This is a genomic window from Billgrantia bachuensis (genome assembly GCF_011742165.1).
GTDB lineage: Bacteria > Pseudomonadota > Gammaproteobacteria > Pseudomonadales > Halomonadaceae > Halomonas > Halomonas bachuensis.
Genome location: NZ_JAAQTO010000003.1, coordinates 63,399 through 88,487, shown reverse-complemented (window position 1 = coordinate 88,487; position 25,089 = coordinate 63,399). Strand labels below are relative to the sequence as shown.

The 25,089-nt window shown below is 64.6% G+C and carries 20 protein-coding genes and 2 pseudogenes; 18 read left to right on the top strand and 4 right to left on the bottom strand.

Annotation, left to right across the window (positions count from 1 at the left end):
- Position 1 precedes the first annotated feature (1 nt).
- The 4 genes and pseudogenes from HBJ55_RS01335 to HBJ55_RS01325 form a co-directional block, all read right to left on the bottom strand.
- Positions 2–2,116 (bottom strand): YjbH domain-containing protein, encoded by a 2,115-nt coding sequence (locus HBJ55_RS01335; protein ID WP_167110276.1) that lies wholly within the window; start codon positions 2,114–2,116, stop codon positions 2–4.
- A 115-nt stretch (positions 2,117–2,231) separates the two neighbouring features.
- Positions 2,232–2,606, bottom strand: a pseudogene (locus tag HBJ55_RS22670) (capsule biosynthesis GfcC family protein); the annotation flags it as partial.
- A gap of 275 nt (positions 2,607–2,881) precedes the next feature.
- The gene (locus HBJ55_RS01330) at positions 2,882–3,631 is read right to left on the bottom strand and encodes a YjbF family lipoprotein (RefSeq protein ID WP_167110274.1); all 750 of its coding nucleotides are present in this window, start codon (positions 3,629–3,631) and stop codon (positions 2,882–2,884) included.
- On the bottom strand, positions 3,631–3,960 hold the full coding sequence (locus HBJ55_RS01325; protein WP_167110273.1) for a hypothetical protein: 330 nt from the start codon (positions 3,958–3,960) through the stop codon (positions 3,631–3,633). Before HBJ55_RS01325 ends, HBJ55_RS01330 begins: the two co-directional genes overlap by 1 nt.
- A 797-nt stretch (positions 3,961–4,757) precedes the next feature.
- On the opposite strand from HBJ55_RS01325, the gene HBJ55_RS01320 reads away from it, so the two are divergent.
- The 18 genes and pseudogenes from HBJ55_RS01320 to HBJ55_RS01235 all read left to right on the top strand — a co-directional run bounded on the left by HBJ55_RS01320 (position 4,758) and on the right by HBJ55_RS01235 (position 25,046).
- The gene (locus tag HBJ55_RS01320; protein ID WP_167110294.1) at positions 4,758–5,867 is read left to right on the top strand and encodes a polysaccharide export protein; all 1,110 of its coding nucleotides are present in this window, start codon (positions 4,758–4,760) and stop codon (positions 5,865–5,867) included.
- Between the two features lie 10 nt (positions 5,868–5,877).
- Positions 5,878–6,336, top strand: a complete 459-nt coding sequence (locus HBJ55_RS01315) for a low molecular weight protein-tyrosine-phosphatase (RefSeq protein WP_167110271.1) — start codon at positions 5,878–5,880, stop codon at positions 6,334–6,336.
- Between the two features lie 36 nt (positions 6,337–6,372).
- Positions 6,373–8,571: a polysaccharide biosynthesis tyrosine autokinase gene (locus HBJ55_RS01310; protein WP_167110269.1), complete on the top strand. Its 2,199-nt coding sequence runs from the start codon at positions 6,373–6,375 to the stop codon at positions 8,569–8,571.
- A 112-nt stretch (positions 8,572–8,683) separates the two neighbouring features.
- On the top strand, positions 8,684–10,000 hold the full coding sequence (locus HBJ55_RS01305; RefSeq protein ID WP_167110267.1) for a nucleotide sugar dehydrogenase: 1,317 nt from the start codon (positions 8,684–8,686) through the stop codon (positions 9,998–10,000).
- A gap of 29 nt (positions 10,001–10,029) precedes the next feature.
- Positions 10,030–10,980, top strand: coding sequence for a Gfo/Idh/MocA family oxidoreductase (locus tag HBJ55_RS01300; protein ID WP_167110265.1), 951 nt, complete (start codon positions 10,030–10,032; stop codon positions 10,978–10,980).
- An 8-nt stretch (positions 10,981–10,988) separates the two neighbouring features.
- Positions 10,989–11,585: pseudogene (locus HBJ55_RS01295) on the top strand (acyltransferase); the annotation flags it as partial.
- A gap of 51 nt (positions 11,586–11,636) precedes the next feature.
- Positions 11,637–12,722, top strand: coding sequence for a DegT/DnrJ/EryC1/StrS family aminotransferase (locus HBJ55_RS01290; protein ID WP_167110292.1), 1,086 nt, complete (start codon positions 11,637–11,639; stop codon positions 12,720–12,722).
- Positions 12,723–12,747: 25 nt separating this feature from the next.
- Positions 12,748–14,193: an oligosaccharide flippase family protein gene (locus HBJ55_RS01285; RefSeq protein WP_167110263.1), complete on the top strand. Its 1,446-nt coding sequence runs from the start codon at positions 12,748–12,750 to the stop codon at positions 14,191–14,193.
- Positions 14,190–15,815: an asparagine synthase-related protein gene (locus HBJ55_RS01280; RefSeq protein WP_167110260.1), complete on the top strand. Its 1,626-nt coding sequence runs from the start codon at positions 14,190–14,192 to the stop codon at positions 15,813–15,815. The genes HBJ55_RS01285 and HBJ55_RS01280 overlap by 4 nt, the downstream gene beginning before the upstream one ends.
- Before the next feature lie 2 nt (positions 15,816–15,817).
- Positions 15,818–16,480, top strand: a complete 663-nt coding sequence (locus HBJ55_RS01275) for a GNAT family N-acetyltransferase (RefSeq protein ID WP_167110258.1) — start codon at positions 15,818–15,820, stop codon at positions 16,478–16,480.
- The gene (locus HBJ55_RS01270) at positions 16,477–17,403 is read left to right on the top strand and encodes a GNAT family N-acetyltransferase (RefSeq protein ID WP_167110256.1); all 927 of its coding nucleotides are present in this window, start codon (positions 16,477–16,479) and stop codon (positions 17,401–17,403) included. Before HBJ55_RS01275 ends, HBJ55_RS01270 begins: the two co-directional genes overlap by 4 nt.
- Before the next feature lie 5 nt (positions 17,404–17,408).
- Positions 17,409–18,857: a polysaccharide deacetylase family protein gene (locus HBJ55_RS01265; RefSeq protein WP_206022130.1), complete on the top strand. Its 1,449-nt coding sequence runs from the start codon at positions 17,409–17,411 to the stop codon at positions 18,855–18,857.
- A gap of 19 nt (positions 18,858–18,876) precedes the next feature.
- Complete coding sequence (locus HBJ55_RS01260; RefSeq protein ID WP_167110252.1) at positions 18,877–20,223, top strand: hypothetical protein; 1,347 nt, start codon at positions 18,877–18,879, stop codon at positions 20,221–20,223.
- Entirely contained in the window at positions 20,183–21,301 is a 1,119-nt protein-coding gene (locus tag HBJ55_RS01255) for a glycosyltransferase family 4 protein (protein ID WP_167110250.1), read from the top strand. Before HBJ55_RS01260 ends, HBJ55_RS01255 begins: the two co-directional genes overlap by 41 nt.
- 11 nt (positions 21,302–21,312) lie before the next feature.
- Complete coding sequence (locus tag HBJ55_RS01250) at positions 21,313–22,563, top strand: glycosyltransferase family 4 protein (RefSeq protein ID WP_167110248.1); 1,251 nt, start codon at positions 21,313–21,315, stop codon at positions 22,561–22,563.
- Positions 22,560–23,159, top strand: a complete 600-nt coding sequence (locus tag HBJ55_RS01245) for a sugar transferase (RefSeq protein ID WP_167110246.1) — start codon at positions 22,560–22,562, stop codon at positions 23,157–23,159. Before HBJ55_RS01250 ends, HBJ55_RS01245 begins: the two co-directional genes overlap by 4 nt.
- Entirely contained in the window at positions 23,152–23,865 is a 714-nt protein-coding gene (locus tag HBJ55_RS01240) for an acetyltransferase (protein ID WP_167110244.1), read from the top strand. Before HBJ55_RS01245 ends, HBJ55_RS01240 begins: the two co-directional genes overlap by 8 nt.
- Positions 23,865–25,046 (top strand): DegT/DnrJ/EryC1/StrS family aminotransferase, encoded by a 1,182-nt coding sequence (locus HBJ55_RS01235; RefSeq protein ID WP_167110242.1) that lies wholly within the window; start codon positions 23,865–23,867, stop codon positions 25,044–25,046. The genes HBJ55_RS01240 and HBJ55_RS01235 overlap by 1 nt, the downstream gene beginning before the upstream one ends.
- Positions 25,047–25,089 lie beyond the last annotated feature (43 nt).

Below are 25,089 nucleotides of genomic sequence, written 5' to 3'. Positions count from 1 at the left end.
CTCAGGGCATCAGCTTGGCTTGTTCTTCCCAGTAGCGGCCCATGCTGCGTTCCACGGTGAGGTCGTAGAGCCTTTCACGTCGCGCGAGGCGAGCACCGCCGTCGCGCGTGAGCGGGCTCCAGGCGAGCTGGGCGCGCTGCCGGGTGGAGTGCACGAAGAAGGCGTCAAGCGGCAGCGAGAGATAGATGCCCTTGTCGAAGCTACCTTCGCCGAAGGCATCGCCGGCAGTGGTGAAGGTGGCCCAGCCACCCAGGCGTATGCCCGAGTCGAACTCGCGTGACACATCGAAGGTGACGCCGAGGTCGCCGGCCAGGTAGCGGCCCACGCTGGCCTTGGCCAGTACATCCTCGTAGTCGGTCTGCCAATAACCCGTCAGGTGGCCCGTCCAGGTACTGTAGTCACGCATCTCGAAACGCTGGTCGAAGTCACGCTGCTTGACCCAGTTGACGTCGAGTCCGAGCGCCACGTCGCTGTTGAAGGGGCGATAAAGCAGCTCTGCACCCGCACCGGCAAACATGGTCTCGAGCAGGCCGCCATAGCCCATTGCGTACCAGTCGTTGCCGAGCTGGGCGGTGCGTGTGTACTGCAGGTTGCTGATGCCGATGTCGGTCTCGGCCAGATAATCGCCGATATGGGTACGTACGCGGGGCAGCTCCGAAGGGCCGAGGTAGCGGTACTTGGAGAGGTTGTCATCCAGCGTATAGGTAAGCGCGCCCGAGACCCAATGGTTGGCTCCCAGCCGGTACTCGCTGTCGAGGTTGGCGGAGAGCCGATAGAGGTAACCGTCGGGGCCACCGAAGTTCTGCTCGAGCTGCGGTTCGAGGCTGTAGAAGAACCCGCGCGGGGGGGATTCGTGCAGTACTTCGCCCCGCTCGGCGGCCAGCGTGGCATGGGAGTAGAGCCCGTGACGGTACGTGACGGCTTCATCGCTGGACGAGGCGGCCTCAACCATGGCCTCCCGATCGTGCACGCTCTCGCGCAGAGCCATGCCGCGCTCGTGCCAACGGAAGCGGAAGGTTTCCACCTCACTGTCGAGGCTGTTGTGCAGCAGCCGCGCGGCACGCTGTTCGCTTTCGGCGAGTGAGCGATAGCGTGTCGGCTCACCCTCGACGATGACGCTCGAGCCGTTCTGGCGGATGCGGTAGACGCCGATGCCGGCGTTGTTACCCAGCTCGCGACTGAGCCCGGCCCAGTCACTGGTGTGCTCGGCGGGGGGCGGCGCCAGGTCGACGGGGAGCGGGTCGCGCTTGGCCTGGGAGACGCTGGCGAGGTTGGTCGCTAACGTGATCCCGAGCATGGCGGTGTCTCCACGCTGCCAACCGGCCTTGAGCTCGACGCTATCGGACACACGCAGCCGAGCACCGAGGTTGAAGCGTGAATCCTGCTCCTGGTCGTTGCGCTGCGGTTCATGCTGATAGTCGTTGCCTTCCAGCTCCAGTTGCAGCACCAGAGGGTTCCAGGGTGTCTGGTATTCGATTCCGCCGAACAGGGCGCTGCGACCGCTGAACAGGCTGCCCAGGTTGAAGTCACCCCCGGCTCCGCCCGAACTGAATCCCGAACGTCGCTCGAAGCGTTCGTCGAGCTGGGCCAGTGGGTTGGCGAAGTCTTCCTGATTGCCCAGGTAGCCCCAGCCGATCCCCAGGGAGAAGTCGAGGCTATGCCAGCGTTTGCTGGCGACCAGGTACTCGCTGGAGAAAAGACCGGTGCCGCCGATGTCGCGGGCGCCGACGGCGATCTGGGGCCAGTAGCGATCCTCTTCACGCAGTCGCACCTTGAAATCGATGCCCTTGTCCAGGTTGTTGCGGTCGTCCGTGGCGGCCAGATAGCGACGGTTTTCCACTTCGACATAACGGAAGCCGGCTTCCAGCCATTCGGTGGGCTGGAAGAAAACCCCATAACGTCGGTAGGGTGCGGTACGCGACAGCGAGAAGGCGAAGCCGCCGAGAGGTGCCATGCGTGCGGTGGGAGTCTGCATCAACCCCACGCCGCCGAAATCGCCCTGGCCGCTGCCGAGGCGTGGCTGAATTGGTTCGGCCAGCGCCGGTGCGGCGATGGCCGCGGCGATGGCGAAGGTCAATGGGGCGAGGCGCGGCGACCATGATTCGGATCGCTTCATACGGCAGGTCCCCCCGAATCGGCCTGACCCGTAGCTTCCGGCAGGGCGATGGCATGACAGGTATCGCCAGGGCGCGATTGACCCAGTCGGCCTCCTGAACCGGTTCGGGAAGGACGATGGCGACGCGGCTACCGGCAACCAGGGGGGCATCGCCTGCATTCCAGGCGGCAATGCCGATTCGACGTGGAGGGCCTTGGGGTGTGATCACCCAAGCCTCGTCGGCACTGGACCAACGGGAGCTAGGTTGCTTGCGCAGCAGGTCGCGCAGGCTCAGACCTGGAGCCCAGCGATGCCGTGTCACGCCACCGAAGTGCCAAAGCTCTACCCATTCGGGCACGTCACAATGGCCGGCTCCGGCCAATGAGGCCAGCAGAGGGTCGTGCCGTGGTGAGGCGAGCAGGGCGGCAAGGTCGGCCCTGGCAGCAGTGCGCCCCTTTGTCGCTTGCTGCTCGGCGATGGTGGCCTGCCACTCTTTCAGGCCTTGGGCCATGTCGCTGTGTCCGGCCAGGGCATACCAGTCGATCAGTGTCGCCAGCTCTTCCTGCAGGCGCCTGGCCTGGCGCTGCTGGGGCTCTTGCTGACGCTCGAGCAGGTAGTAGCTGTAAGCGGGCGGCTCGGGTATCGCCTGCTGTTCGAGCCATAGGTCCGAGAGTCGGCGGGCGTCGGCCTGGCCGTCGAGAGGCAGGGCCAGCAGTGCGCCCAGGCAGATGGTGTGCCAGCGCCCGGCAAGGGGGTGGTGACGTCGGGTCATTCTCGCTCTCTTTGTCACGACGATGGCGCGCCGCCAGGCAGGTTTGTCTGCCCGGCGTCACGCCCGGTGTCCTCGGCATCGCTCCACCAGGGTCTCGCCACCTGCCAGCGCAGGCGTGGACCATCCGGCCAGAGCGCCATGTCACCCCCCCAGATCCGCAGGCTGCCCGGCTCGCGCCAGTACTCCCCACGGCTATGCGTATTACTGCCTTTCCAGTCGAGTCGTTCGGTACAGCGCTCCAGCGTCAATCGGGCCAATGGGTGATCGACGGGCCGAGCCGGCTCGCAGGTGAGTCTCGCCGTGGCCACGTCCTGCCATTCCTGCCCGTCGGCGTCGCGCCAGTGAGCATGCACTCGGTAGTGCCCCGAGTTTGCCTCGGCCGAGTGCCAGCGGCCCAGCAGGAGCTCTTCGAAGCCGGACGTGCTCGCAGGGACTCCATCTCGTAGATGCAATGTGGCTCGGTCACCTGCCTGCCAGTAGGTATCGCGGCCCTGCTCCCCCGTGCGATGCGCCATGACCAGTAGTGCCTGGTTGCCCCGGGTGTCTGCTATCAGCGTGGCGTAAGACAATGCTTCCGCCTGCGCCGCCAGATCCTCACCGTGACGCCCACCCATTAGAGTGGCGCCCATGGGGGTCAGCTGACCCTGAGTGCAGGCCGCCAGGCTTGACGTCAGGCCGCCCATCAGTAGCAAACGAAGCAGGACCGCCTTGCGGCGGCCCTGGGTCGGCACACGCTTCATGCCGTGCCGTCTGTCGCGGCCCATCAGCGCGTTCCGGTACCGGTGCCAGTCCCGGTGCCGGTACCCGTGCCAGTGGCACCGATCGCCACGCCGATTCCGGCCGCTCCCCGGCTGACAGCGCCCGCCAGGGCTTGGCCGGAATTGCCCGGGGCCTCGCCGGCGGCACCGCCGCCAGTCGCGAGCCCGCCGCTGGCCACCGCGCCCGGCGCAGGCGTATTGGCGGAGTTGCCCGGGGCGCCCGGCGTGCCCTGGGGCGGCGTGACCTGCTGTGCCAGCGCCAATGGCGCCAGGCCCAGCAGGGTCACGCTCGCCAGAGCGATGACGCCTCGTCGCAATTTCAATGGTTCAAGCATATCGATATGACTCCTTTATTGCGCCGGACACTTCCGGCGTTACGAGTGGCCGGATAGCGCATCCTCAAAAAGTTCTGGATTGCTACCTGGCCGACCTGCCGTCGGCAGGCAATTCAGACAGGCTTACATAGGATTGCCCCCGTGACGCTTAATTGTCATGGGGTTTCGGTTCGAATGGTGAATTGATAACCTAAATCTCAATAACAGGAAAGAAACTTATCTTGTTGCAGGGTGTCTGTGTGTATATAAGAGTAAAAAAATGTATAGAAACTAATAAGGGGTAGTGGCAGGCAAAAAAAAAGATTATTCTAACTGTGTTCACTAGGTGCCTTGCATGGAGGCAAAGGCCCTGTCTCGTCACTTTCCTTGAGTTTGCGTCGTGCCGCGGTTCTGCCGTGGGGCTTTTTTTTGCCTTAGATTCAAGGCGGTGCGCATGGCTTCGGGGATTGTCGTCTAACCTCGTGGCGGTAGCGTGTCTAGAGCTGGCGGAAGATTTATAACGAGTTTCGGGTAGCGCTAAGTGTTCTTCGGGTGAGGTTTAAGAGCCGGTGTCGAATTTGGGCGACAGTTTAAGTTTGGCGGTGTCGCCAAATGCCAACGAAGGTGTCTAATAATAGTGTCATTAAGGGAAACTCGAGTAGTATCGATGTTGTTTGTTCGTTTCTTGTCGTGTCACTTGGTGGAGACGTTAATGAATAATAAAAGCGACATGTAATGATGGCTTAATGCGACAGGGTTCAGGTTAATAATGACACGCGAGTGAAGAATAGATGAATCAATACTTATTGCGGCTGCGGATGGGTCGCCTGCTTTTCTTCTTCGGGGTATTCGTCCTGGGGGGGTGCGCTTTCGCCCCGGGAGGGCACATCGATTACCAGGCGGACTCCGCTCCGATCGACGATCTGGTCGATATCGAGCCCATCACATTCGGCCTGGTGCGCGCCCAGCGCCAGGAGTTTCTGGAGGCGGATGACATCGACGAGGCCAGTGAGGCCGTGCGCGAGGATGTCAGTGACTACGACTACTACATCGGCAAGGGCGATGTGCTGACCGTCATCGTCTATGGCCATCCGGAGCTGACCATCCCTGCGGGCGGTGAACGTAGCGCTGCGGAGTCGGGCAATACCGTGCATAGCGATGGCACCATCTTCTACCCCTTCATCGGCCGCATACCCGTGGAGGGGAAAACGGTGCGCGAGGTGCGCGAAATCGTCGCCCGCGGCCTGGAGCCTTACGTGGCCATGCCACAGGTCGAAGTTCAGGTCGCCCAATACAACTCGCAGAAGGTGAATGTCACCGGTGCAGTACAGGAGCCCGGCCCGCTGCCGATTCGCAATGTGCCGATGAACGTGCTCGATGCCATCAACCTGTCCGGCGGCCTGGCGGAGCACGCCAACTGGCATGACGTCCTGCTGACGCGGGGGGGTGAGGAAACCCGCTTGTCCTTGCATGACATGCTCAACAACGGCCGCCTCGACCAGAACATGCTGCTGCAGGCTGGCGACGTATTGCACGTGCCCGACAACAGCGACCAGAAGGTCTACGTCATGGGAGAAGTGGGCGAGCCCATGAGCCTGCCGATGGGGGCGAGCCGGCTGACACTGACCGATGCGCTTGCCGAGGCCGGCGGCATCAACGAAGGCAATGCCAATGCGTCGGGGATTTTCGTCATTCGCCGGGCGCCATCGGACAGCGACAAGCTCGCCACGGTCTACCAGCTCGATGCTCGCAACGCCACTGCGCTGATGTTGGGGGCCGAGTTCACTCTGCAGCCGACCGATGTGGTGTACGTGACGACCACGCCGTTGGGGCGCTGGAATCGTGTGGTGCGCCAGCTGTTACCCACGGTCAGCAGCCTTTACCAGACCACGCGCACCGGACGTGAGTTCGAGCGTGTCGGCCAGTAGAGGGAAAAGCATGTTCCAGGAAGTACTCGTGGTGTGCATCGGCAATATCTGTCGCAGCCCGGTCGGAGAGGCGCTGCTCAGGCAGGCCTTGCCCGGCCATCGCATCTCTTCGGCCGGCCTGGGAGCGCTGGTCGGACACGCCGCCGACCCTACCGCCGTTCGCCTGGCGGAGGCCGAAGGGCTCGATCTCTCGGCGCACCAAGCACGCCAGGTGAATGCCGAGATGGTCCGGGAGGCCGACCTGGTGCTGGTCATGAGCGAAGGCCAGCGCTTGGCGATTGCCGAGCAATTCCCCTTCGTCACCGGCAAGACCATGCGCTTCGGGCGCTGGCTGCCGGGAGAAGTGGGTAATGGGGTGGACATTCCCGATCCCTATCGCAGGAACGAAGAGGTCTTTGTGCGCGTACATCGTCAGCTTGCCGAAGCGGCGCGGCTGTGGCAGGCGCGCCTCGGTAGCTCACGAGGCTGAAGCGAACGACCACCTTTTCACGCCAGGACCCTAGCAATGGTGAAAGAGATCAAGACGGGCTCGCGCCCAGGCTATGACGATATCGATCTGGGCAGACTGTTCGGCGTTCTGCTGGACAACAAGTGGCTGATCATGCTGGTGACGGCAACCTTTGCCGTGGCGGCCGTGATTCACGTCCAACTGGCCACACCGATCTATCGGGCCGATGCTCTCGTGCAGGTCGAAGGCAAGACCGGGCTCAGCAACCCGCTTGCCGAAGTGCGTTCGATCTTGGGGGAGGAGCCTAAGGCCGAAGCCGAGCTCGAGATTCTGCGTTCCCGCATGGTGCTCGGCCAGGCCGTCGATCAGGAGCGTCTCGACATCGAGGTGATTCCGGCTCGTCTGCCGATCGTGGGGGACTATCTGGTCAGGCTCGGCATCGAGCGTCCCGGTTTTGCCGAGCGCAGCGTATGGGCCGGAGAGTACCTCAACGTGGGTGAGCTGCGTGTCGACCATGAGTGGCTGGGGCGTGCACTGCGGCTGGTGGTCGGTGACTCCGGCAGCTACCGGCTTTACCACGACGAAGAATTGCTTGGCGAGGGCCGGGTCGGTGCGACGGAGAGCTTCGATGAAGGTCGCATCGAGCTGCGTGTGGCAGAGCTGGAAGCCGGAGAGGGGGCGGAGTTCACCGTGGTGCGTCGCACCCGCCTGGCCGCCATCAACAGCCTGCGCTCACGCTTCAGCGTCGGCCAGCGCGGCCGCGACAGCGGCGTGTTCAACATGACGCTGCTCGACGAGAACCCACGGCGCGCCGAGCGCACCTTGAGCGTCATCTCCCAGATCTACCTGACCCAGAACGTTGAGCGGCAGAGCGCCGAGGCAGAGCAGAGCCTCGAGTTCCTCGAGGAGCAGGTGCCGCAGGTGCGCACCGACCTGGCAACGGCCGAGGACGCCCTCAACGCCTTCCGTATGGAGCACGAGAGCCTCGATCTCAGCCTCGAGACTCGCTCGGTGCTGGATCGTGTCGTCGAACTCGACACCCAGCTCGGCGAGCTGGAAATGGAGCAGGCCGAATTGAGCCAGCGCTACAACTCCTCGCATCCGCTCTATGCCGCGATGATGGAGAAGCGCAACAACCTGGAGCGCGATCGCGAGCGGCTCAACGAGCGCATCCAAGGGTTGCCCGAGACCCAGCAGCAGATCCTGCGCATGTCGCGTGACGTCGAGGTGACCCAGCAGGTCTATGTGCAACTGCTCAACAAGATCCAGGAGATGAGCATTACCAAGGCCAGTACCGTGGGTAACGTGCGCATTCTCGACGATGCCGTTGCCCAACCGGGGCCGGTGGAGCCGCGTAAGCCGGTCACCGTGGTCATGCTGACCCTGGTCGGTGCCTTCCTGGCGGTGGCCTTCGTCATCGTGCGCAGCATCTTTCATCGCGGGGTGGAGAGTGCAGAGCAGATCGAGGACCTGGGACTGCCGGTATATGCCACCGTACCGCTCTCGGACGATCAACAGAAACTGGTAAGGCGGGTCAAGCGACACAACCGGCGGCGTGGCCGAGCAGTAGCCAATGGGGTGCTGGCACAGAACGCCCCCGACGATACTGCCATCGAGGCTCTGCGTGGCCTGCGCACGTCACTGCACTTCGCCATGCTCGAGGCGGGCAACAACCGCCTGATGATCACCGGGCCGAGCCCGAACATCGGCAAGAGCTTCATCTGTATCAATCTGGGGGCGGTCATCGCCCAGAGCGGCCAGCGTGTGCTGATCGTGGATGCCGACATGCGCAAGGGGCACGTTCATACCGCGTTCAATGCCGATAGCAAGGGTGGGCTGTCCGAAGTGCTCTCCGACAAGGCCGAGCTCGACGACGTCATCCGGCAGTCGCCGATCAATGGGTTGAGCTACGTGGCGCGCGGCAAGGCGCCGCCCAATCCCGCCGAGCTGCTGATGAGCGAGCGCTTCACGCGGCTGCTCAATGCGCTGAGCGAGCGCTTCGACCTGGTAGTCGTCGATACTCCGCCGATCCTGGCCGTGACCGATGCCGCGGTAATCGGCCACCACTGCGGCACCACTCTGCTTGTGGCCCGCTTCGGACTCAATCCGCCGCGCGAGGTCGACGTGGCCATCCGCCGCCTCGAGACCAGTGGCGTCAAGGTCAAGGGCGGCATCCTCAACGCCATCGAGCGCAAGGCCGCCACCAGCTATGGCTACGGCTATTACCACTATGCCTACAAGACCACCCAGACCTGAGCGCTGCATGCGCATACGAATTCTGTCCGTGCCTGCCGATGCAGGCCGTTCCCTGGCGTGAGGCCGACTGGCCGAGCGTCGATCACTAACACTCGAAAACCATGGAAGCGTCATGACCACTATCAAAGATCGTCTGATTGGCCGGCTCGAGCGCAAGGAAGCCGTGATCGGGATCGTCGGGCTTGGCTATGTGGGACTGCCCCTGATGCTGCGCTACAGCCAGATCGGCTACCGCGTGCTGGGTATCGACATCGATGCGAGCAAAGTAGAGAAGCTCAATGCCGGGCGCAGTTACATCGAACACATCGCCTCGGAGCAGGTCGCCCGTGCCAGGGATGCCTGCTTCGAAGCGACCACCGACTTCGCCCGCGCGGCCGAAGCCGATGCGCTGATCCTGTGCGTGCCGACTCCGCTCAACAAGTACCGCGAGCCGGACATCAGCTTCGTCATCGGTACCGTCGACGCTCTCAAGGGGCATCTGCGCGAAGGCCAGGTGATCTCGCTGGAGAGCACCACCTACCCCGGCACCACCGAGGAGGAGCTGCTGCCGCGCGTCGAGGAGAGCGGCCTCACGGTCGGCGAGACGCTGTTCCTGGTCTACTCGCCCGAGCGTGAGGATCCGGGCAACCCCGACTTCGAGACCCGTACCATTCCCAAGGTGGTCGGTGGGCATACGCCGGCATGCCGTGAAGCCGGCGTGGCGCTCTACCGCCCGGCCATCGACCAGGTGGTACCGCTGAGCTCGACCCGTGCTGCCGAGATGACCAAGCTGCTCGAGAACATTCATCGGGCGGTGAACATCGGCCTGGTCAACGAGATGAAGATCGTGGCCGACCGCATGGGCATCGACATCTTCGAGGTGGTCGACGCCGCCGCCACCAAGCCGTTCGGCTTCACGCCCTACTATCCCGGGCCGGGACTTGGGGGGCACTGCATTCCCATCGATCCCTTCTATCTGACCTGGAAGGCCCGCGAGTACGGCTTGCACACCCGATTCATCGAGCTGTCAGGCGAGATCAACCAGGGCATGCCGGACTATGTGGTCAGCAAGCTGATCGAGGGGCTCAACCAGCAGGGGCGGGCGCTGAATGGCAGCCGCGTGCTGATACTCGGCATCGCCTACAAGAAGAACGTCGATGACATGCGCGAATCGCCGTCGGTACACATCATGGAGCGCGTGCGCGACCGCGGCGCCGAGGTGGCCTACAGTGATCCGCATGTGCCGTCCTTCCCGCCCATGCGCGAGCACCACTTCGACCTGGAGAGCGTGCCTCTCTCGCCGTCCACCCTGGCCGAATACGACGCCGTCATCGTCGCCACCGATCACGACCGTTTCGACTACGACATGATTCGTGCCCACGCTCGTCTGATCGTCGATACCCGGGGGATCTACCGCGGCATCAACGAAGAACGCGTGATAAAGGCCTGATCACCATGTCCAATGCACAGGTACCCGCCATGAAATACTTCGCTCTGATCGGCGCCGCCGGCTATATCGCTCCGCGCCACATGAAGGCCATCAAGGAGACCGGCAATCACCTGGCCATGGCCTACGACATCAACGACTCGGTGGGCATCATCGATTCGATCTCGCCGGAAAGCGAGTTCTACACCGAGTTCGAGCGCTTCCTCGAGAGCGCCTGGCAGCGCAAGCGCGACCCCTACACGGCGCTCGACTACGTCTCGGTGTGTTCGCCCAATCACTTGCATCATGCCCATATCGCCGCCGGACTGCGGCTGGGCTGCAACGTGATCTGCGAAAAGCCGCTGGTACCCACGCCTGCCGTGCTCGACGAGCTTGGCAAGGTCGAGCAGGAGACCGGTCGGCGGGTGTTCAACATCCTGCAACTGCGTCACCACCCGGCCATCGTCGAGCTCAAGGAGCGCGTCGCCAATACGCCCCGCGACGATAAATATGACGTCGAGCTCACCTACATTACGTCACGCGGCAAGTGGTACCACGAGAGTTGGAAGGGCGACCCGCGTAAATCCTTCGGCGTGGCGACCAACATCGGCGTGCACTTCTTCGACATGCTGCACTATGTGTTCGGCGATCTCGAGCGCAATGCCGTCCATTACCTGGACGAGCATCGCGCCGCGGGCTATCTCGAATATCAGAAGGCACGGGTGCGCTGGTTCCTGTCGATCGACAGCAACGACCTGCCGAGCAGCGTGCAGGGGCAGCAGACCACCTACCGTTCGATCCTCTGCGAAGGGCGCGAGATCGAGTTCTCGGGTGGCTTCACCGACCTGCACACCGTGTCCTACCAGGAGATTCTGGCCGGCCGTGGCTTCGGTCTCGACAGCGCTCGTCACTGCATCGAGACCGTCGACACGATTCGCAACGCCGGCTTGGAAATTCCCGCCCGCAACGAGGCGCATCCCTGCCTCAAGCGGCACCTGATGTGAGGCTTGCCATGGACAGCCAAACGATCGACAACCGTTATCCCGGCGTGCAGATCCATCCCAGTGCCATCGTCGACGACGGCGCCGAGATCGGCGAATCGTCCCGTGTCTGGCATTTCGTTCACGTCTGTGGCGGTGCGCGTATCGGTCGCGGCGTTTCACTGGGACAGAACGTATTCGTCGGCAACCGGGCCGTCATCGGCGACCGCTGCAAGGTGCAGAACAACGTCTCGGTCTACGACAACGTCACCCTCGAGGCGGGTGTCTTCTGCGGCCCCAGCATGGTCTTCACCAACGTCTATAACCCGCGCTCGCTGGTCGAGCGCAAGGACGAGTTTCGCGACACCCTGGTGCGCGAAGGGGCGACGCTCGGGGCCAACTGCACCATCGTCTGCGGCGTGACGATCGGTCGCCATGCCTTCGTCGGCGCGGGCGCGGTGGTCAACCGCGACGTGCCCGACTTCGCGCTGATGCTGGGCGTTCCCGCTCGTCAGCAGGGTTGGATGAGCCGTCATGGCGAGCGTCTCGAATTGCCTCTGGAAGGCGAGGGTGAAGTGATCTGCCCGCACACCGGCGATCGCTATCGGCTCGCTGAGGGCACCCTGAGCTGCATCCCGGCACAGCAAGGATCCATCACCACCAGCAAGGATGCCCGTCGCATGGACTTCATCGACCTCAAGGCCCAGCAGGTGCGCATCCGGGAGCGTATCAACGCCGGAATTCGCAACGTGCTGGAGCATGGCAAGTATATCCTCGGCCCCGAGGTTGAAGAGCTGGAGATGCGCTTGGCCGACTACGTCGGCGTGCGCCACTGCATTACCTGTGCCAATGGCACCGACGCGTTGCAGATCGCTCAGATGGCACTGTGTATCGCACCCGGCGACGAGGTGATCACCCCGGGCTTCACCTATATCGCCACCGCCGAGACGGTGGCGCTGCTGGGCGCGCGGCCGGTCTACGTCGACGTCGACCCGCGTACCTACCTGCTCGACCCGGGGAAGCTGGAGGCCGCCATCACGCCGCGCACACGCGCGATCGTTCCTGTATCGCTGTATGGCCAGTGCGCCGACATGGATGCCATCAACGAGATTGCCGAGCGCCACGGCATTCCGGTGATCGAGGACGCGGCCCAGAGCTTCGGGGCCACCTATCGTGGTCGGCGCTCGTGCAGCCTGTCGCAGATCGCCACGACCTCCTTCTTCCCCAGCAAGCCGCTGGGTTGCTACGGCGACGGCGGGGCACTGTTCACCGACGACGACGAACTGGCCAAGGTGCTGCGACAGATCGCCCGTCACGGCCAGGGACGGCGTTACTACCACGTCAGGATCGGCGTCAACAGCCGCCTGGATACGCTGCAAGCCGCGATCCTGCTGCCCAAGCTCGACATCCTCGACGAGGAGCTCAGGCTGCGTGAGCAGGTCGCCGAGCGCTATGGCCGCTTGCTGCGTGCGCGCGGTTTCGCGTCGCCCCATGTGGAAGCTCACAACACCAGCGCTTACGCCCAGTACACGGTGGAGGTCGACGATCGCGAGGTGGTCATCGCGCGCCTGGCCGAGGCCGGCATTCCTACCGCCGTGCATTACCCGATCCCGCTCAACAAGCAGCCGGCGGTGGCCGACCCGGGGGTCGACCTGCCGATCGGCAATGCGGCCTCGCGCCGTGTGGTCAGCCTGCCGATGCATCCGTACCTCACGGCAGAAGATCAGGAGCGCATCGTCACGGCGCTCGGGGAAGCGGTGGCCTGAGCCAGCTGTCAGGGAGAGACATTACGTGCTGAATCGGCTCGTCATACCGGCAAGACGCCTGCTACCGACCCATGCCTTCGCCCGCGGGGTCAGCGTGCTGGTGGGCGGAACGGCGGGGGCGCAACTGCTGGCCATCGCCGCGGCACCGTTGTTGACCCGGCTGTATACCCCGGAAGATTTCGGGCTATTGGCGGTATATGGCGGCCTGCTGGCACTGTTCACCGTGGTCGCCAGCGGCCGCTACCAGCTGGCGATACCGTTACCCGAAACGGAGCGCGAGGCAGCCGAGGTATTGGCGTTGAGCCTGGCGGTCGTGGCCTTCACCACCCTGGTTGCGCTGTTGCTGGTGCTGCTGGGGGGAAGGGCGCTGGCCGAGGCGCTGGGCGTGCCGTCGCTGAGCCCTTGGCTATGGCTGCTGCCGCTGGGCGTAGCGTTTGCCGGGAGTTACCAGGCGGTCAGCCACTGGGCGGTGCGCACGCGTGCGTTCGCAGCGCTGGCCTCGACGAGGATCAAGCAGTCGCTGGCCCTGCTGGCGATCCAGCTCGCTGCCAGTCCGCTGGGCGGGGGTGGCCTGCTGCTCGGTCATGCCGCGGGCCAGGGGAGCGGTACGCTGACGCTGGCACGCCCGGCGCTGCGCGCCGTCGGCGAGCATCGTGTCACCGCGGCCGGCGCCTGGGCGGCGGCGCGCCGCTACCGCAAGTTCCCGCTGTTCTCTTCCTGGTCGGGGTTGTTCAACACACTCGGCAAGCAGCTCCCACCGCTGCTCTTCGCCGCGCTGTTCAGCCCTGTGGCCGCAGGGCTTTATGCCCTGGCGCACCGGGTGCTGGCGATGCCCATGACGCTGATCGGCGAAGCCGTGGGCAAGGTGTTCTTCTCCAGCGCCGCCGAGGCACACCGTCGAGGAGAACTGGGTCCTCTGGTGGCCAAGGTGCACGCCACGCTGGCGCAGGTCGCCATGCCGCCAGCCATCGTACTGATGGCGATCGGGCCGGACCTGTTCGCCCTGGTCTTCGGCGAGCGCTGGCGCGAGGCCGGTGAGTTCGCCCGCTGGATGGCACCTTGGCTCTACCTGGTGTTCATTACCTCGCCATTGAGCCATCTGTTCTCGGTAATGGAGCGCCAGGGTCAGGGGCTGGCATTTCAGGCGTTGCTGCTGGGCGTTCGCGTTGCAGCCATTGCCATCGGCGCCGCCCTGGACGACCTGCTGCTGACCGTGGCCCTGTTCTCGCTGGGCAGCGCCGCCTGCTGGGTCGGCTTTCTGGTCTGGATCGCCCACTTGACCGCTAACCCACCGCAGATACTGGCGACCGCCACTCTCACGGCACTGGGTTGGGGACTGGCACTGTTGTCGCCGCTGCTCGCCGTGGAGTGGCTTGCCCCCGTGTGGCTGCCATGGAACGCCGCGCTGCTGCTCGGTGCCGTGCTGGTGGGATTGCGCTACTTCTTCCTGTTCCGAAGGGCCTACCAATGAGTTCGATACATTGCCACTTTTCTTCCTTTTGCTGGCAGCAGTGTGAGCTGTCGGATGGGCGTGGCCATGTCTGCGGCAGTGTCTGGCTCGACGGTCAGCGCCTGTCGCCCGGTGGCGCCCTGAATCAGCTGAGCCTGGCCGAAGACGTGGATGCCTGGCGTGATCGCCTGGGGGCGCTCAACGGCTTTTACGCCCTCGTGCGGCGGACGACGAGCGGCATCGTGGCGGCTGTGGACCGTGTGCGCTCGATACCGCTGTTCTATGGCGTTCAAGGCAACGATTGTTATCTTAGCGACGATGCCGACTGGGTGCGCCAGCGGATCGGTGAAACGCAGGTCGATGACGAGGCCAGGGCCGATTTCGAGCTGGCCGGTTATGTCACCGGTCGCGACACGTTGTATCGCCGCGTCAAGCAGCTGCGCGCCGGAGAAGCGCTGATCGTGGAGGACGCCGGCCAGGGCCTGAGCCTGTCGGTTGAACGCTATTTCCGCTTCGACTACCAGGCCATGTCGGAGCGTGACGATGGCCGCTGCCTCGCCCGGCTCGAGGAAGTGCTCGAAGCCGCTTGCGACCAATTGGTCAAGACGGCCGATGGGCGCCAGATCGTGGTGCCGCTCAGCGGTGGCTATGACTCACGCTTGATCGCCACCTTGTTGGCGCGCTGCAAGTACCCGCGCGTGCTGACCTATGCCTATGGCTACCGTGACAATCAGGAGGCCAAGGTGAGCCGGGAGGTGGCTCGTGCCCTGGGGTTGCCCTGGACCTTCATCGAGTATAGCCAGCAGGCGTGGAGCGGCATTGCCGATAGCGAGGAGTACTGGCGCTACCAGCGGTGGGCCTCGGGCTGGAACGGTATCGCCAACATGCAGGACTGGCTAGCCGTCAAGCTGCTGACGGAACAGGGCAAGGTGGAGCCGGGCTCACTGTTCGTCCCTGGCCACTGCTGTGTGACCGGCTTCGTGCCGCCGGGCGTGTTCGAGGCCAAGCGGGCAGGGAAAGTGATGCCCGCGGGCGAACTGGCCGAGGCCTTGCGTCAGCGTCACTTCACACTCAATACCAGCGATGAGGGCGATGCGCTGTTTCGCGAGCGCGTGCTGCCTCACCTGGCGCTCGACTACCCGCTGGACGAGGCCCTGGATCCCGATGAATTCATTCGTCAGTTCGTGATGTTCGGCTGGCAGGAGCGCCAGGCCAAGTTCATCGTCAACTCGGTGCGCAGCTTCGAGTTCTTCGGTCACGACTGGTGGATGCCGCTCTACGACCGCGACTTCATGGCGCTATGGCAGACGGTGCCGTACCACTGGCTGGAGGGCCGTTCCGGCTATGTCAGCTTCGTCGAGGCCCTGTTTGCCGAGGTCAGCGGCCACCAGGCCCCGCTGGGCAACGCCGCGCATCGATCCCGCCAGAGCCTGCGCGCACGGCTGAGCCGTCTGGCGGCCTTTCGCCGCGGTCCCGGTGCGCGGGTCAAGCACTTGGCCAAGCGGCTGCTGCCGGGCATGGCCCGTGGCAACACCCTGGCTTCCACCGGGCGCTTCCCTCCCGAGACCCTCGAGCGCCTACGTGCGCAGGGCTATTCACATAACGGAGTGGCGGCACAGCTATTCCTCGAGAGGTTCTGCTGACCATGAACGTCAACGCACCGAGTCGATACCTGCGGGTCGCCTTCGAAGCGGCCGCGTTGATCGCTCGCAACCTTCGCCGGGCACGGGATTTTGCCACCGTGCCGCTGCGCCATCACGACGGCTACCGGCTGTGCGCGATGCGGCGCGCGCATCTGGCCGGGGCGCTGGCCTTGTATGCCGAGTTGCATGAGGGCAGAGCGATGGACTTGCCCCGGCGTTGTCTGTATCGCCTGGCGGGAAATCGTCTCGGCGTGGTTGCCCTCGACAACAAGGGACGCGTAGTGGGAGCGGCCTTCTATGGTTTCAGCAGCCGCGACTTGCGCGAAGGACGGGTGCACTCGAGCTTCAGCGGCGTCCACCCGGCCCACCGCGGACGAGGGCTGGCTACTGAACTACGGCGCACGGCCATCCTGCATTTCCGTGCCAACGGTGTGCGTGGCTACTCCTCACGTATCTCGGCGGACAACATCGCCTCGCTCAAGCCCAGCCTGCGTCTCGGCTTTCGCATCGCCGAGCGCTACCACGATCCGGTCAGCGGCGAGCTGCGCTATTACCTGGTCTGCGACTTCGACGACGACTATCTGGATGACTCGACGCAGGGGCTGACCCCGGAACCCGAACCGCAGCCTCCGACCACGGAGACGGAAAGGAAAGCCGTACCATGACGAACGATCCCCTGTTCCATCCCGGATGGATCCAGTTCAACGAGCAGCGTTGGGGGCTGACGGCCGAGCCGTTGTCATTCACGCCCGACAAGGGAGACGGCTGGCGGCTCGATACCGTGCTCTACCGTAACCACCAGGGCCGCTTGGTGACCCCGCCGCGCAACCCCCATCTGCCCATCGACTTCCAATGCGCCAGCGAGCGGCCCGCCTCGCGTAATCGGCGCAAGCGCCTGGCCCTGACCCGGCTGGCCGAGTATCTGCAGCAGTGCGAGTTCGGCGGTAGCTTGAGTCTCTCCTCGGTGGCCGACGACGTGCGCCCCTTCGAGTGGGCCAACATGGCGGCGCGCCCGCGCTTCACCTACCACCTGGACATCGCCACACGCGAAGACGCCATCGACCCCAACGCGCGCAAGAAGGCACGCAAGTGTCGCCGGCTCGGCTACCACTGCGAGGTCACCGAGGACTACCGCGCGGTGGCCGACTGCCTGGCGGGCCCGGAAGCTCGCAAGGGCTTCGACTATCGCCTCGATGCTGCGGAACTCTCGCGCCTGGCCGAGCTGATGGGGCCGGAGCATTTCGTCTGCTTCCTGGCGCGCAGTGCCGAGGGCGAGGCGATGGGAACACGGGTCTGTCTGTTCACGCCGGGAGGCCATGCCTTGGCATGGTCGGCGGGCATGAAGACCGAAGCCATGAAGGACGGCGTCAACAACCTGGTCGCAGAGGAGGCGCTGAATTTCTTCGAATGCCAAGGCTGCACCGTCTTCGATTTCATTGGCGCCAACATCGCGCCGGTGGCGGAGATGAAAGAGGCATGGGGCGGGCGACTGGTGTGCCACTACACGATTAGCCAGCGAGGCATTCGCCAACTGGCCCGAGAGGCATACGTCACGGCCCGCACACTGATGAAGAGGGAATCCAAGTGAATGACATGACTGCACTTTACGATAGGAATTCCCAGGCGCGGCCGAACGCCTCGCTGAATCCGTCCTGCGTGACGGGTAACCTGACCGTGGTTGCTTCGGGCGTCACCTCGAGTGAGCCGGTCCTTGCCTGGCTGGAGCAGATACTGCTGGAGCGCTTCGGACTGCCATTGAAGCTGGAGCGCGACGGGCCGGAACGGCTTTATCTTCGCCACGCCGAGGCGCCGGGACATATCCTGTTCGACCGCCTGCAGCCGGGATTCTACCTGGCTGGAGGAGATCTTCCGCACTGCCAGTGGAGTGCGACGGCCGAAGGTTTCCGCGCGCCGCTCGACCTGCCGCTGCCGGCCCCGGGCGCCGCGAGCCTGCCACAGCCGCTGGTGGAGCCGAGGGCGGGAGGGCTGACGATTCACTATGACATCCTCGGCATGACCTACTGGATGCTGTCGCGGCAGGAGGAGGTAGACGCTCAGGTCCTCGATCGCCACGGCCGCTTCCCCGCCAGCGTCTCCCACGCCGGCCGCCACGGCTACCTGGACAGGCCCGTGGTCGATGAATGGCTGGCGGTGCTCGGTCAGGTGATTCTCCGCCAGTGGCCGGAGGCACAGCTGCGCCGGCACGTTTTCGCACAGCGCCCGACCCACGATGTCGATCGCCCCAGCCGTTACGGCTTCGCCCGCGACATAAAGCTGGCGCGGGCCATGCTGGGCGATGTCCTGCTGCATCGCCGCCCACAGGCGCTGGTGGTCGGTCCCTGGGTCCGACTGAGTACCCGCCGCCGGCTGCATTCGCTGGATCCGCTCAATACCTTTGACTGGCTGATGGATGTCTCCGAGCGTCATGGCCTGACCAGCGCCTTCTACTTCATTTGCGGCCGAACCGACCCGCGCAAGGATGCCGACTACGAGCCGGAACATCCGGCCATGCGTGATCTGATGCGGCGCATGCATGCGCGCGGCCACGAGATCGGCCTGCACCCCAGCTATCACACCTTCCGCAATCCCAAGGAGCTGGCCAACGAGGCCGTGCGCCTGCGCCGGGTGTGCGCCGAGGAGGGCATCGAGCAGGCGCAGTGGGGCGGGCGCATGCACTACTTGCGCTGGCAAATGCCGCTGACGCTGCAGGGATACGTGCAGGCCGGCCTGGATTACGACACCACGCTGGGTTACGCCGAATCGCCCGGATTCCGCTGTGGCACTTGCTTCGACTACCCGGCCTTCGACCCGGTCAAGGGCGAACCTCTGGCGCTGCGCATCCGGCCGCTGATCGCCATGGAGGCATCGGTAATCTCGCCGCTCTATCTCGGCCTCGGCACCGGAGAAGAGGCATTCAGGTGCTTTAGCAAGCTCAAGGCGCGCTGCCGCGTCATGGGCGGTGTCTTCACCTTGCTGTGGCACAACTCGGAACTGACCACGTCGGACCAGCGCGAGCTCTACGAGCGCGTGCTGGCTGATTGAGCGACGCAGGGGTATCGGCATGGTCCTGTCCGGTGATGCGCTGACGACACGCGTCTCGGCCATCGGTTTCTATGTGCTATTTCCGGGCTTCATCCTCTACCACACCCTGGTAGCGATGGGGATGATTCCGCCGGTGTTGGGTGGCCTGTTCGGGGTGGTGTCGGTATTGATGTTCATCGTCTACTGCGCGCTGTTGCCGTCCCAACTGTACGTCCTGCTGGCCACGACCCGCGGCTATGCGCTGGTCACGCTGTTCTTCTTTACATATGTGCTGCTGTGGTCGGTCGGCAACTACGGCTTGATAGGGGGCAGCGTGATGCGGGCGGCGCTGACCCAGACCGTGGAGACGCTTGTGCTGTGGCTGGTGCTGTTCGTGCTGGGCTATCGCGTACCGCTCGCTTCGCCGCGATTGACGCGCGCCTTCTGGATCGCCTTCGTGCTCATTGCCGGCTACCTGATGTTCCATGTCGCCACCACCGGCCAGTGGATGTTCTTCGCCCGACGCATGATCGAGGCCGAGGTCGAGGCGGGGGACAGCGTCTCCACCTACCAGGGCTATGCGCGCAGCGCCCTGGTTCTGCTGCTGTTTCTGATCGCTGTCAGCGAACGTGCCGTGGTGCGTGCCGTGCTGATCGTAGTCGGGGCCTTCGTCATGTTCGTGCTGGGGGCGCGCTCGGAGCTCTACGCCTTCCTCGCGCTCTCGGCGCTGCTGCTGATGCTGTGGGCGGGCATGAGCGTCAAGTACATGCTCACGCTACTGGCGGTAGTCGCTGCCCTGATTGCGCTGGTGGTGAGCCAGTTCGAGGCGCTGGCAGGCAGTCGTCAGCTGCAGATATTCGACCTGTCCGGGACCAGTTCGTGGTTGGCGCGCCAGAACCTGGGGCAGCGAGCCGTTGAGCAGATCCTCTCGAGCCCGCTGCTGGGCCGCTTCGGTGGACACATCGCCTCGGCGGATATGACCGGCGGCTATGCCCACAGCATGCTGTCGGCCTGGGTCAACTACGGTCTGCTGGGCTTCGCCCTCTATGTCGGCCTGACATTCTCCGCCTTCGTCGGTGCCGCCTACCGCTTGATTCTCATGGGCGATCACGCCGCCGCCTGGGTGTTCGCCTTCTCCATCAACTTCGTCTGTCTGCTGCTGATGGTCCTGGCCAAGCCGGTGTTCTGGCCGCTACCGGCACTCGGCTGGGGGGCCTTCGCCAATGCCCTTGTCGCCTCACGACAAGGTCGCAGCAGCGCTAACACGCAGCAGGCCGTCACCAATAGTCTCCACCACGACGAACCGGGGCATGACGCTGCCAGGGATTTACAAGGACGCAACGATAATGAGAGTGGTACACCTGACTTCCGCCCATCCGCGCTATGACACTCGCATCTTTCATAAGCAGTGCCGCTCGCTGGCCGCCGACGGCTACCCGGTGACGCTGGTCGTCGCTGACGGCGAGGGAGACGAGGAGCGCGATGGGGTTTCCATCGTCGACGTGGGGCACCTGCCCGGACGTCTCAATCGTGTCGTGAAGACCACGCGTCGCGTCTTTGATCAGGCCAGACGGCTGGATGCCGATCTCTATCACCTGCACGACCCCGAACTGATGCCGGTGGGGCGGCGCCTGAAGCGGCTTGGCAAGCAAGTGATTTACGACGCCCATGAGGACCTGCCGCGCCAGATGCTGGCCAAGCACTATCTGGGCAAGGCCACCCGGCAGGTGCTTTCGCGCGGTGTCGAGGCATACCAGCGGCGAGTTTGCCGTCACTTCGATGTCATCGTGGCGGCAACGCCCTATATCCGCGATCGTTTCAGCGAGTTCCATTCCCAAGTCGTGGACGTCAACAATTTTCCCATGTTGGGCGAACTCGACGGCGCGCCCGATGCGCGCCTGACCGCCAGTGCGGGTCAGCCTCCGGCGGTGTGCTATGTGGGCGGCATCGCCGAGGTCCGCGGCATTCGCGAGATCGTACGGGCGATGGAAATGATCGAGCAGGAGTGCCGGCTGCAGCTCGCCGGCGATTTCAAGACACTCGCTCTTGAGCAGGAGGTGATGACCTATGCCGGCTGGGCGCGAGTCGAGCCGCACGGCTACCTCGATCGTGCCGGTGTGCGCCGGGTCATGGCCAGTTCGATCGCCGGCCTGGTGACGCTCCATCCCATTATCAACTATCTCGATGCCTTGCCGGTGAAGATGTTCGAGTACATGAGCGCCGGGCTGCCGGTGATCGCCTCTAATTTCCCGCTCTGGCGCGAGATCGTCGAAGGCAGCGATTGCGGGCTGTGCGTGGACCCGCTCGATCCCGCGGCGATCGCCGATGCCATCGATTTCATCGTGGCCCATCCCGAGCGTGCCCGCGAGATGGGCAAGAACGGCCAGCGGGCCGTGAACGAGCGATACAACTGGCAGCAGGAGGAACGCAAGCTGCTGGATACCTATTGCGCCCTTTCCCGCTGACCGAGGACTTCATGAAACACGTCTGGATCCTGAACCACTATGCCAAGCACCCCGATGCGGCTGGTGGGGCCCGTCACTACCAGCTCGCCCGGCACCTGCCGGCACATGGCTGGAGCGCCACGTTGATCGCCTCCAGCGTCGACCACCCCAGCGGTGAGCAGCGCCTCGCACCGGGCGAGCCCTGGCGGCTGGAGACCTGTGGCGACGTTCGCTTCCTGTGGCTGCGCACCTCCAGCTACCGGGGCAACGGCGGTGGGCGCATGAAGAACATGCTGGAGTACGCATGGCAGGCGATAAGGCCGACGCGCCTGGCGGGGCTCGAACGCCCCGACCTGATCGTCGGCTCGAGCGTGCATCCCTTCGCTGCTCTGGCCGGTTGGTGGCTGGCGCGCCGCCACCGGGTGCCGTTCGTCTTCGAGGTGCGCGATCTTTGGCCCCAGACCCTGATCGACATGGGCCGGCTGCGGGAGGGGGCGGCGATGACTCGGGGGCTGCGCAGGCTGGAAACCTTCCTTTATCGCCGTGCACACCGAGTGCTCACCCTGCTGCCACGGGCAGTGGACTATATCGCCCCGCTGGGCGTACCCGAGGAGCGTGTGGTGTGGCTCTCCAACGGGGTCGATCTCGCCGAGTTTCCCGCGCCCACTCCACCCGCGCCGCGGCCACCCGAGATGCCGCTGTCATTGATGTACTTCGGCAGCCACGGCGAAGCCAACGGGCTCTCCGACCTGCTGGAGGCCATGGCGATCGTCAGGGAGGACTGCCGCGACAGCGAGGTACCGGTACAGCTTCGCTTGATCGGCGACGGCCCGGCCAAGAATGAGCTGATCCGTCAGGCCGGCAGGCTCGGGCTGGATGAACGCTGGGTGCGCTTCGAACCGCCGGTGCCCAAGCGTGAGATCCCGGCGCTGGCCCGCGAGGCCGACGCCTTCGTGATCACGGTACGCGATCTGCCGCAGCTCTACCGCTTCGGTATCAGCATGAACAAATTGTTCGATTACATGGCCGCCGCACGGCCCGTGATCATCGCCTCGGCGGCAGTCAATGATCCGGTTGCCGAGGCGGGGGCCGGTATCACCGTTCCGCCCGAGGACCCTCTGGCCCTGGCCGAGGCGATCAAGCGGCTGGTGGCGCTGACGCCCGAGGAGCGCGCGCGTATGGGACAAGCGGGGCGGACCCATATGGAAGCCGTCTACGACTACCGGATCCTGGCCGAGCGTCTGGCCGGCATCATGAACGACGTCATGGATGAGAAGCAATGAAGCGACTGTTCGATATCGTGGTCTCCCTGGTGACTTTGGCGCTGCTCTTGCCGCTGATGCTCACGGTGGCACTGCTGGTGCGGCTGAGGCTCGGCTCGCCAGTGCTGTTCCGCCAGACCCGGCCTGGGCGTCACGGCCGCGCCTTCGAGATGATCAAGTTCCGCACCATGCGCGACGCCGTCGACCGCGACGGCAAGCCGCTGCCCGATGCGGCGCGCCTGACACCCCTGGGGCAACGGCTGCGCGCCGCCAGCCTCGATGAGCTGCCGGAACTCTGGAACGTGCTCAAGGGCGACATGAGCCTGGTCGGACCGCGTCCGCTGTTGATGGAGTATCTGCCGCTCTATACGCCACGCCAGGCCCGACGCCACGAAGTGCGCCCGGGAGTGACCGGTTGGGCCCAGGTCAATGGCCGCAATGCGCTCTCCTGGGAGCAAAAGTTCGAGCTCGACGTGTGGTACGTCGACCACCGCTCGCTGTGGCTGGATCTGCGCATCCTGCTGCTCACGGTGAAGAAAGTATTGGTTCGAGAAGGCATCGCCCACGACGGGGATGTCGCCATGCCGAGGTTCCGCGGAGGTCACCATCATGAGTAATCGTCGTCGTCTCGCCATCCTCGGAGCCAGCGGTCATGGCAAGGTGGTAGCTGACATCGCCATCCACGCCGGCTGGCAGGACCTGGTCTTCTATGACGATGCCTGGCCGGAGAAGACCCGTCATGAGCACTGGGAAGTGCAAGGCACCTTGCCGATGCTGCTGCGCGACCTGTCCAGTTTCGAAGGTGTGGTAGTGGCCATCGGGCACAACGCCATCCGTGAAGCCAAGCTCGATGCCTTGCTGGCGCATGGCGCCAGGGTCGTCTCACTAGTGCATCCGCGTGCTACGGTCAGCCCGATGGCGTGCCTCGGACCGGGCAGCGTGGTCATGGCCGGGGCGGTCATCAATGCCTTTGCCGAACTCGGCATGGGCAGCATCGTCAATTCTGCCGCTACCGTGGATCACGATTGCCGCCTGGGTGCCTGCGTGCACGTTGCTCCGGGCGCCAACGTGGCCGGCGACGTGGAGATCGGCCGCACCAGTTGGATCGGCGCCGGTGCGGTGGTGCGCCAGGGTGTGGCCATCGGTGAAGGCGTGATGGTCGGGGCCGGAGCAGCGGTAGTCTCCGATGTCGCAGGCCATCTCGTGGTGGCTGGTGTGCCGGCTCGCCCACTATCGCCAGCGAATGGCGGAGACGATGACATTCCTCCCGATGCCTCGAACGTGCTGCGTTTCGACCTGCTCTCTCCACAAGGAAGATCGTGATGCTCAACGGACCCTTTTCCCCCTGGCCTTGCTACACCCGCGAAGAGGCCGATGCGGCGAGTCGCGTGCTGCTTTCCAACCGGGTCAACTACTGGACCGGTGAAGAGTGCCGCCAGTTCGAGCGTGAGTTCGCCCGCTTCGCCGACAGCGAACATGCCATTGCCGTGGCCAACGGCACCGTTGCGCTCGACCTCGCCCTGCGCGGGCTCGGCATCGGCGAGGACCCGGCCGACGAAGTGATCGTCACGTCACGCACCTTCCTGGCCTCGGCCTCGAGCATCGTCACCTCTGGCGCCAGGCCGGTATTCGCCGATGTGGACCGGGCCTCGCAGAACATCACTGCCGCGAGCGTGGCCGAGAAGATCACGCCACGCACCCGGGCAATCGTTGCCGTGCACCTGGCCGGCTGGCCCTGCGAGATGGATGCGCTCATGGCCCTGGCCGAGCGTCATGGGCTCTACGTGATCGAAGACTGTGCCCAGGCCCACGGGGCGCGTTACCGCGGGCGCAGCGTAGGCAGCATTGGACATGTCGGCTGCTGGTCGTTCTGTCAGGACAAGATCATGACGACCGGCGGCGAGGGCGGCATGGTCACCACCAGCGATAGCGGCCTGTGGCAGCGCATGTGGGCCTTCAAGGACCACGGCAAGAGCTGGGAGGCGGTGTATCGGCGCAAGCACCCGCCCGGCTTCCGCTGGCTGCACGAGAGTTTCGGCACCAACTGGCGGCTCACCGAGATGCAGGCCGCCATCGGTCGTATCCAACTGGACCGCATGCCGCAATGGAAACCCGCCCGGCAGGCCAATGCGCGGCGCATCTGGCAGACAGCGGCCAGGAGCCCCGGCCTGCGTGTGCCCGAGGTGCCGTCCCACTGCGACCACGCAGCATACAAGTGTTACGTCTTCGTCGAACCCGACCGGCTGGGGCCGGGCTGGGATCGCGATCGCGTCATGGCCGAGATCAATGCCGCCGGGGTGCCGTGCTTTTCGGGTTCCTGTTCGGAGGTATATCGCGAAAAAGCCTTCGAGGGCACCGGCTGGCGGCCAGATCGACCGCTACCCGTTGCCCATGAACTGGGCGAGACAAGCCTGATGTTCCTCTGTCATCCGACGCTGACCGAGGACGAGCTCGCGCGGACCTGCGCGGTGCTCGAAGAGATCATGGCGCAGGCCTGCACCTGATGCCGGAGTGAGGCGAGCGTCCTGGCGCTCGGTCATGGAGAGA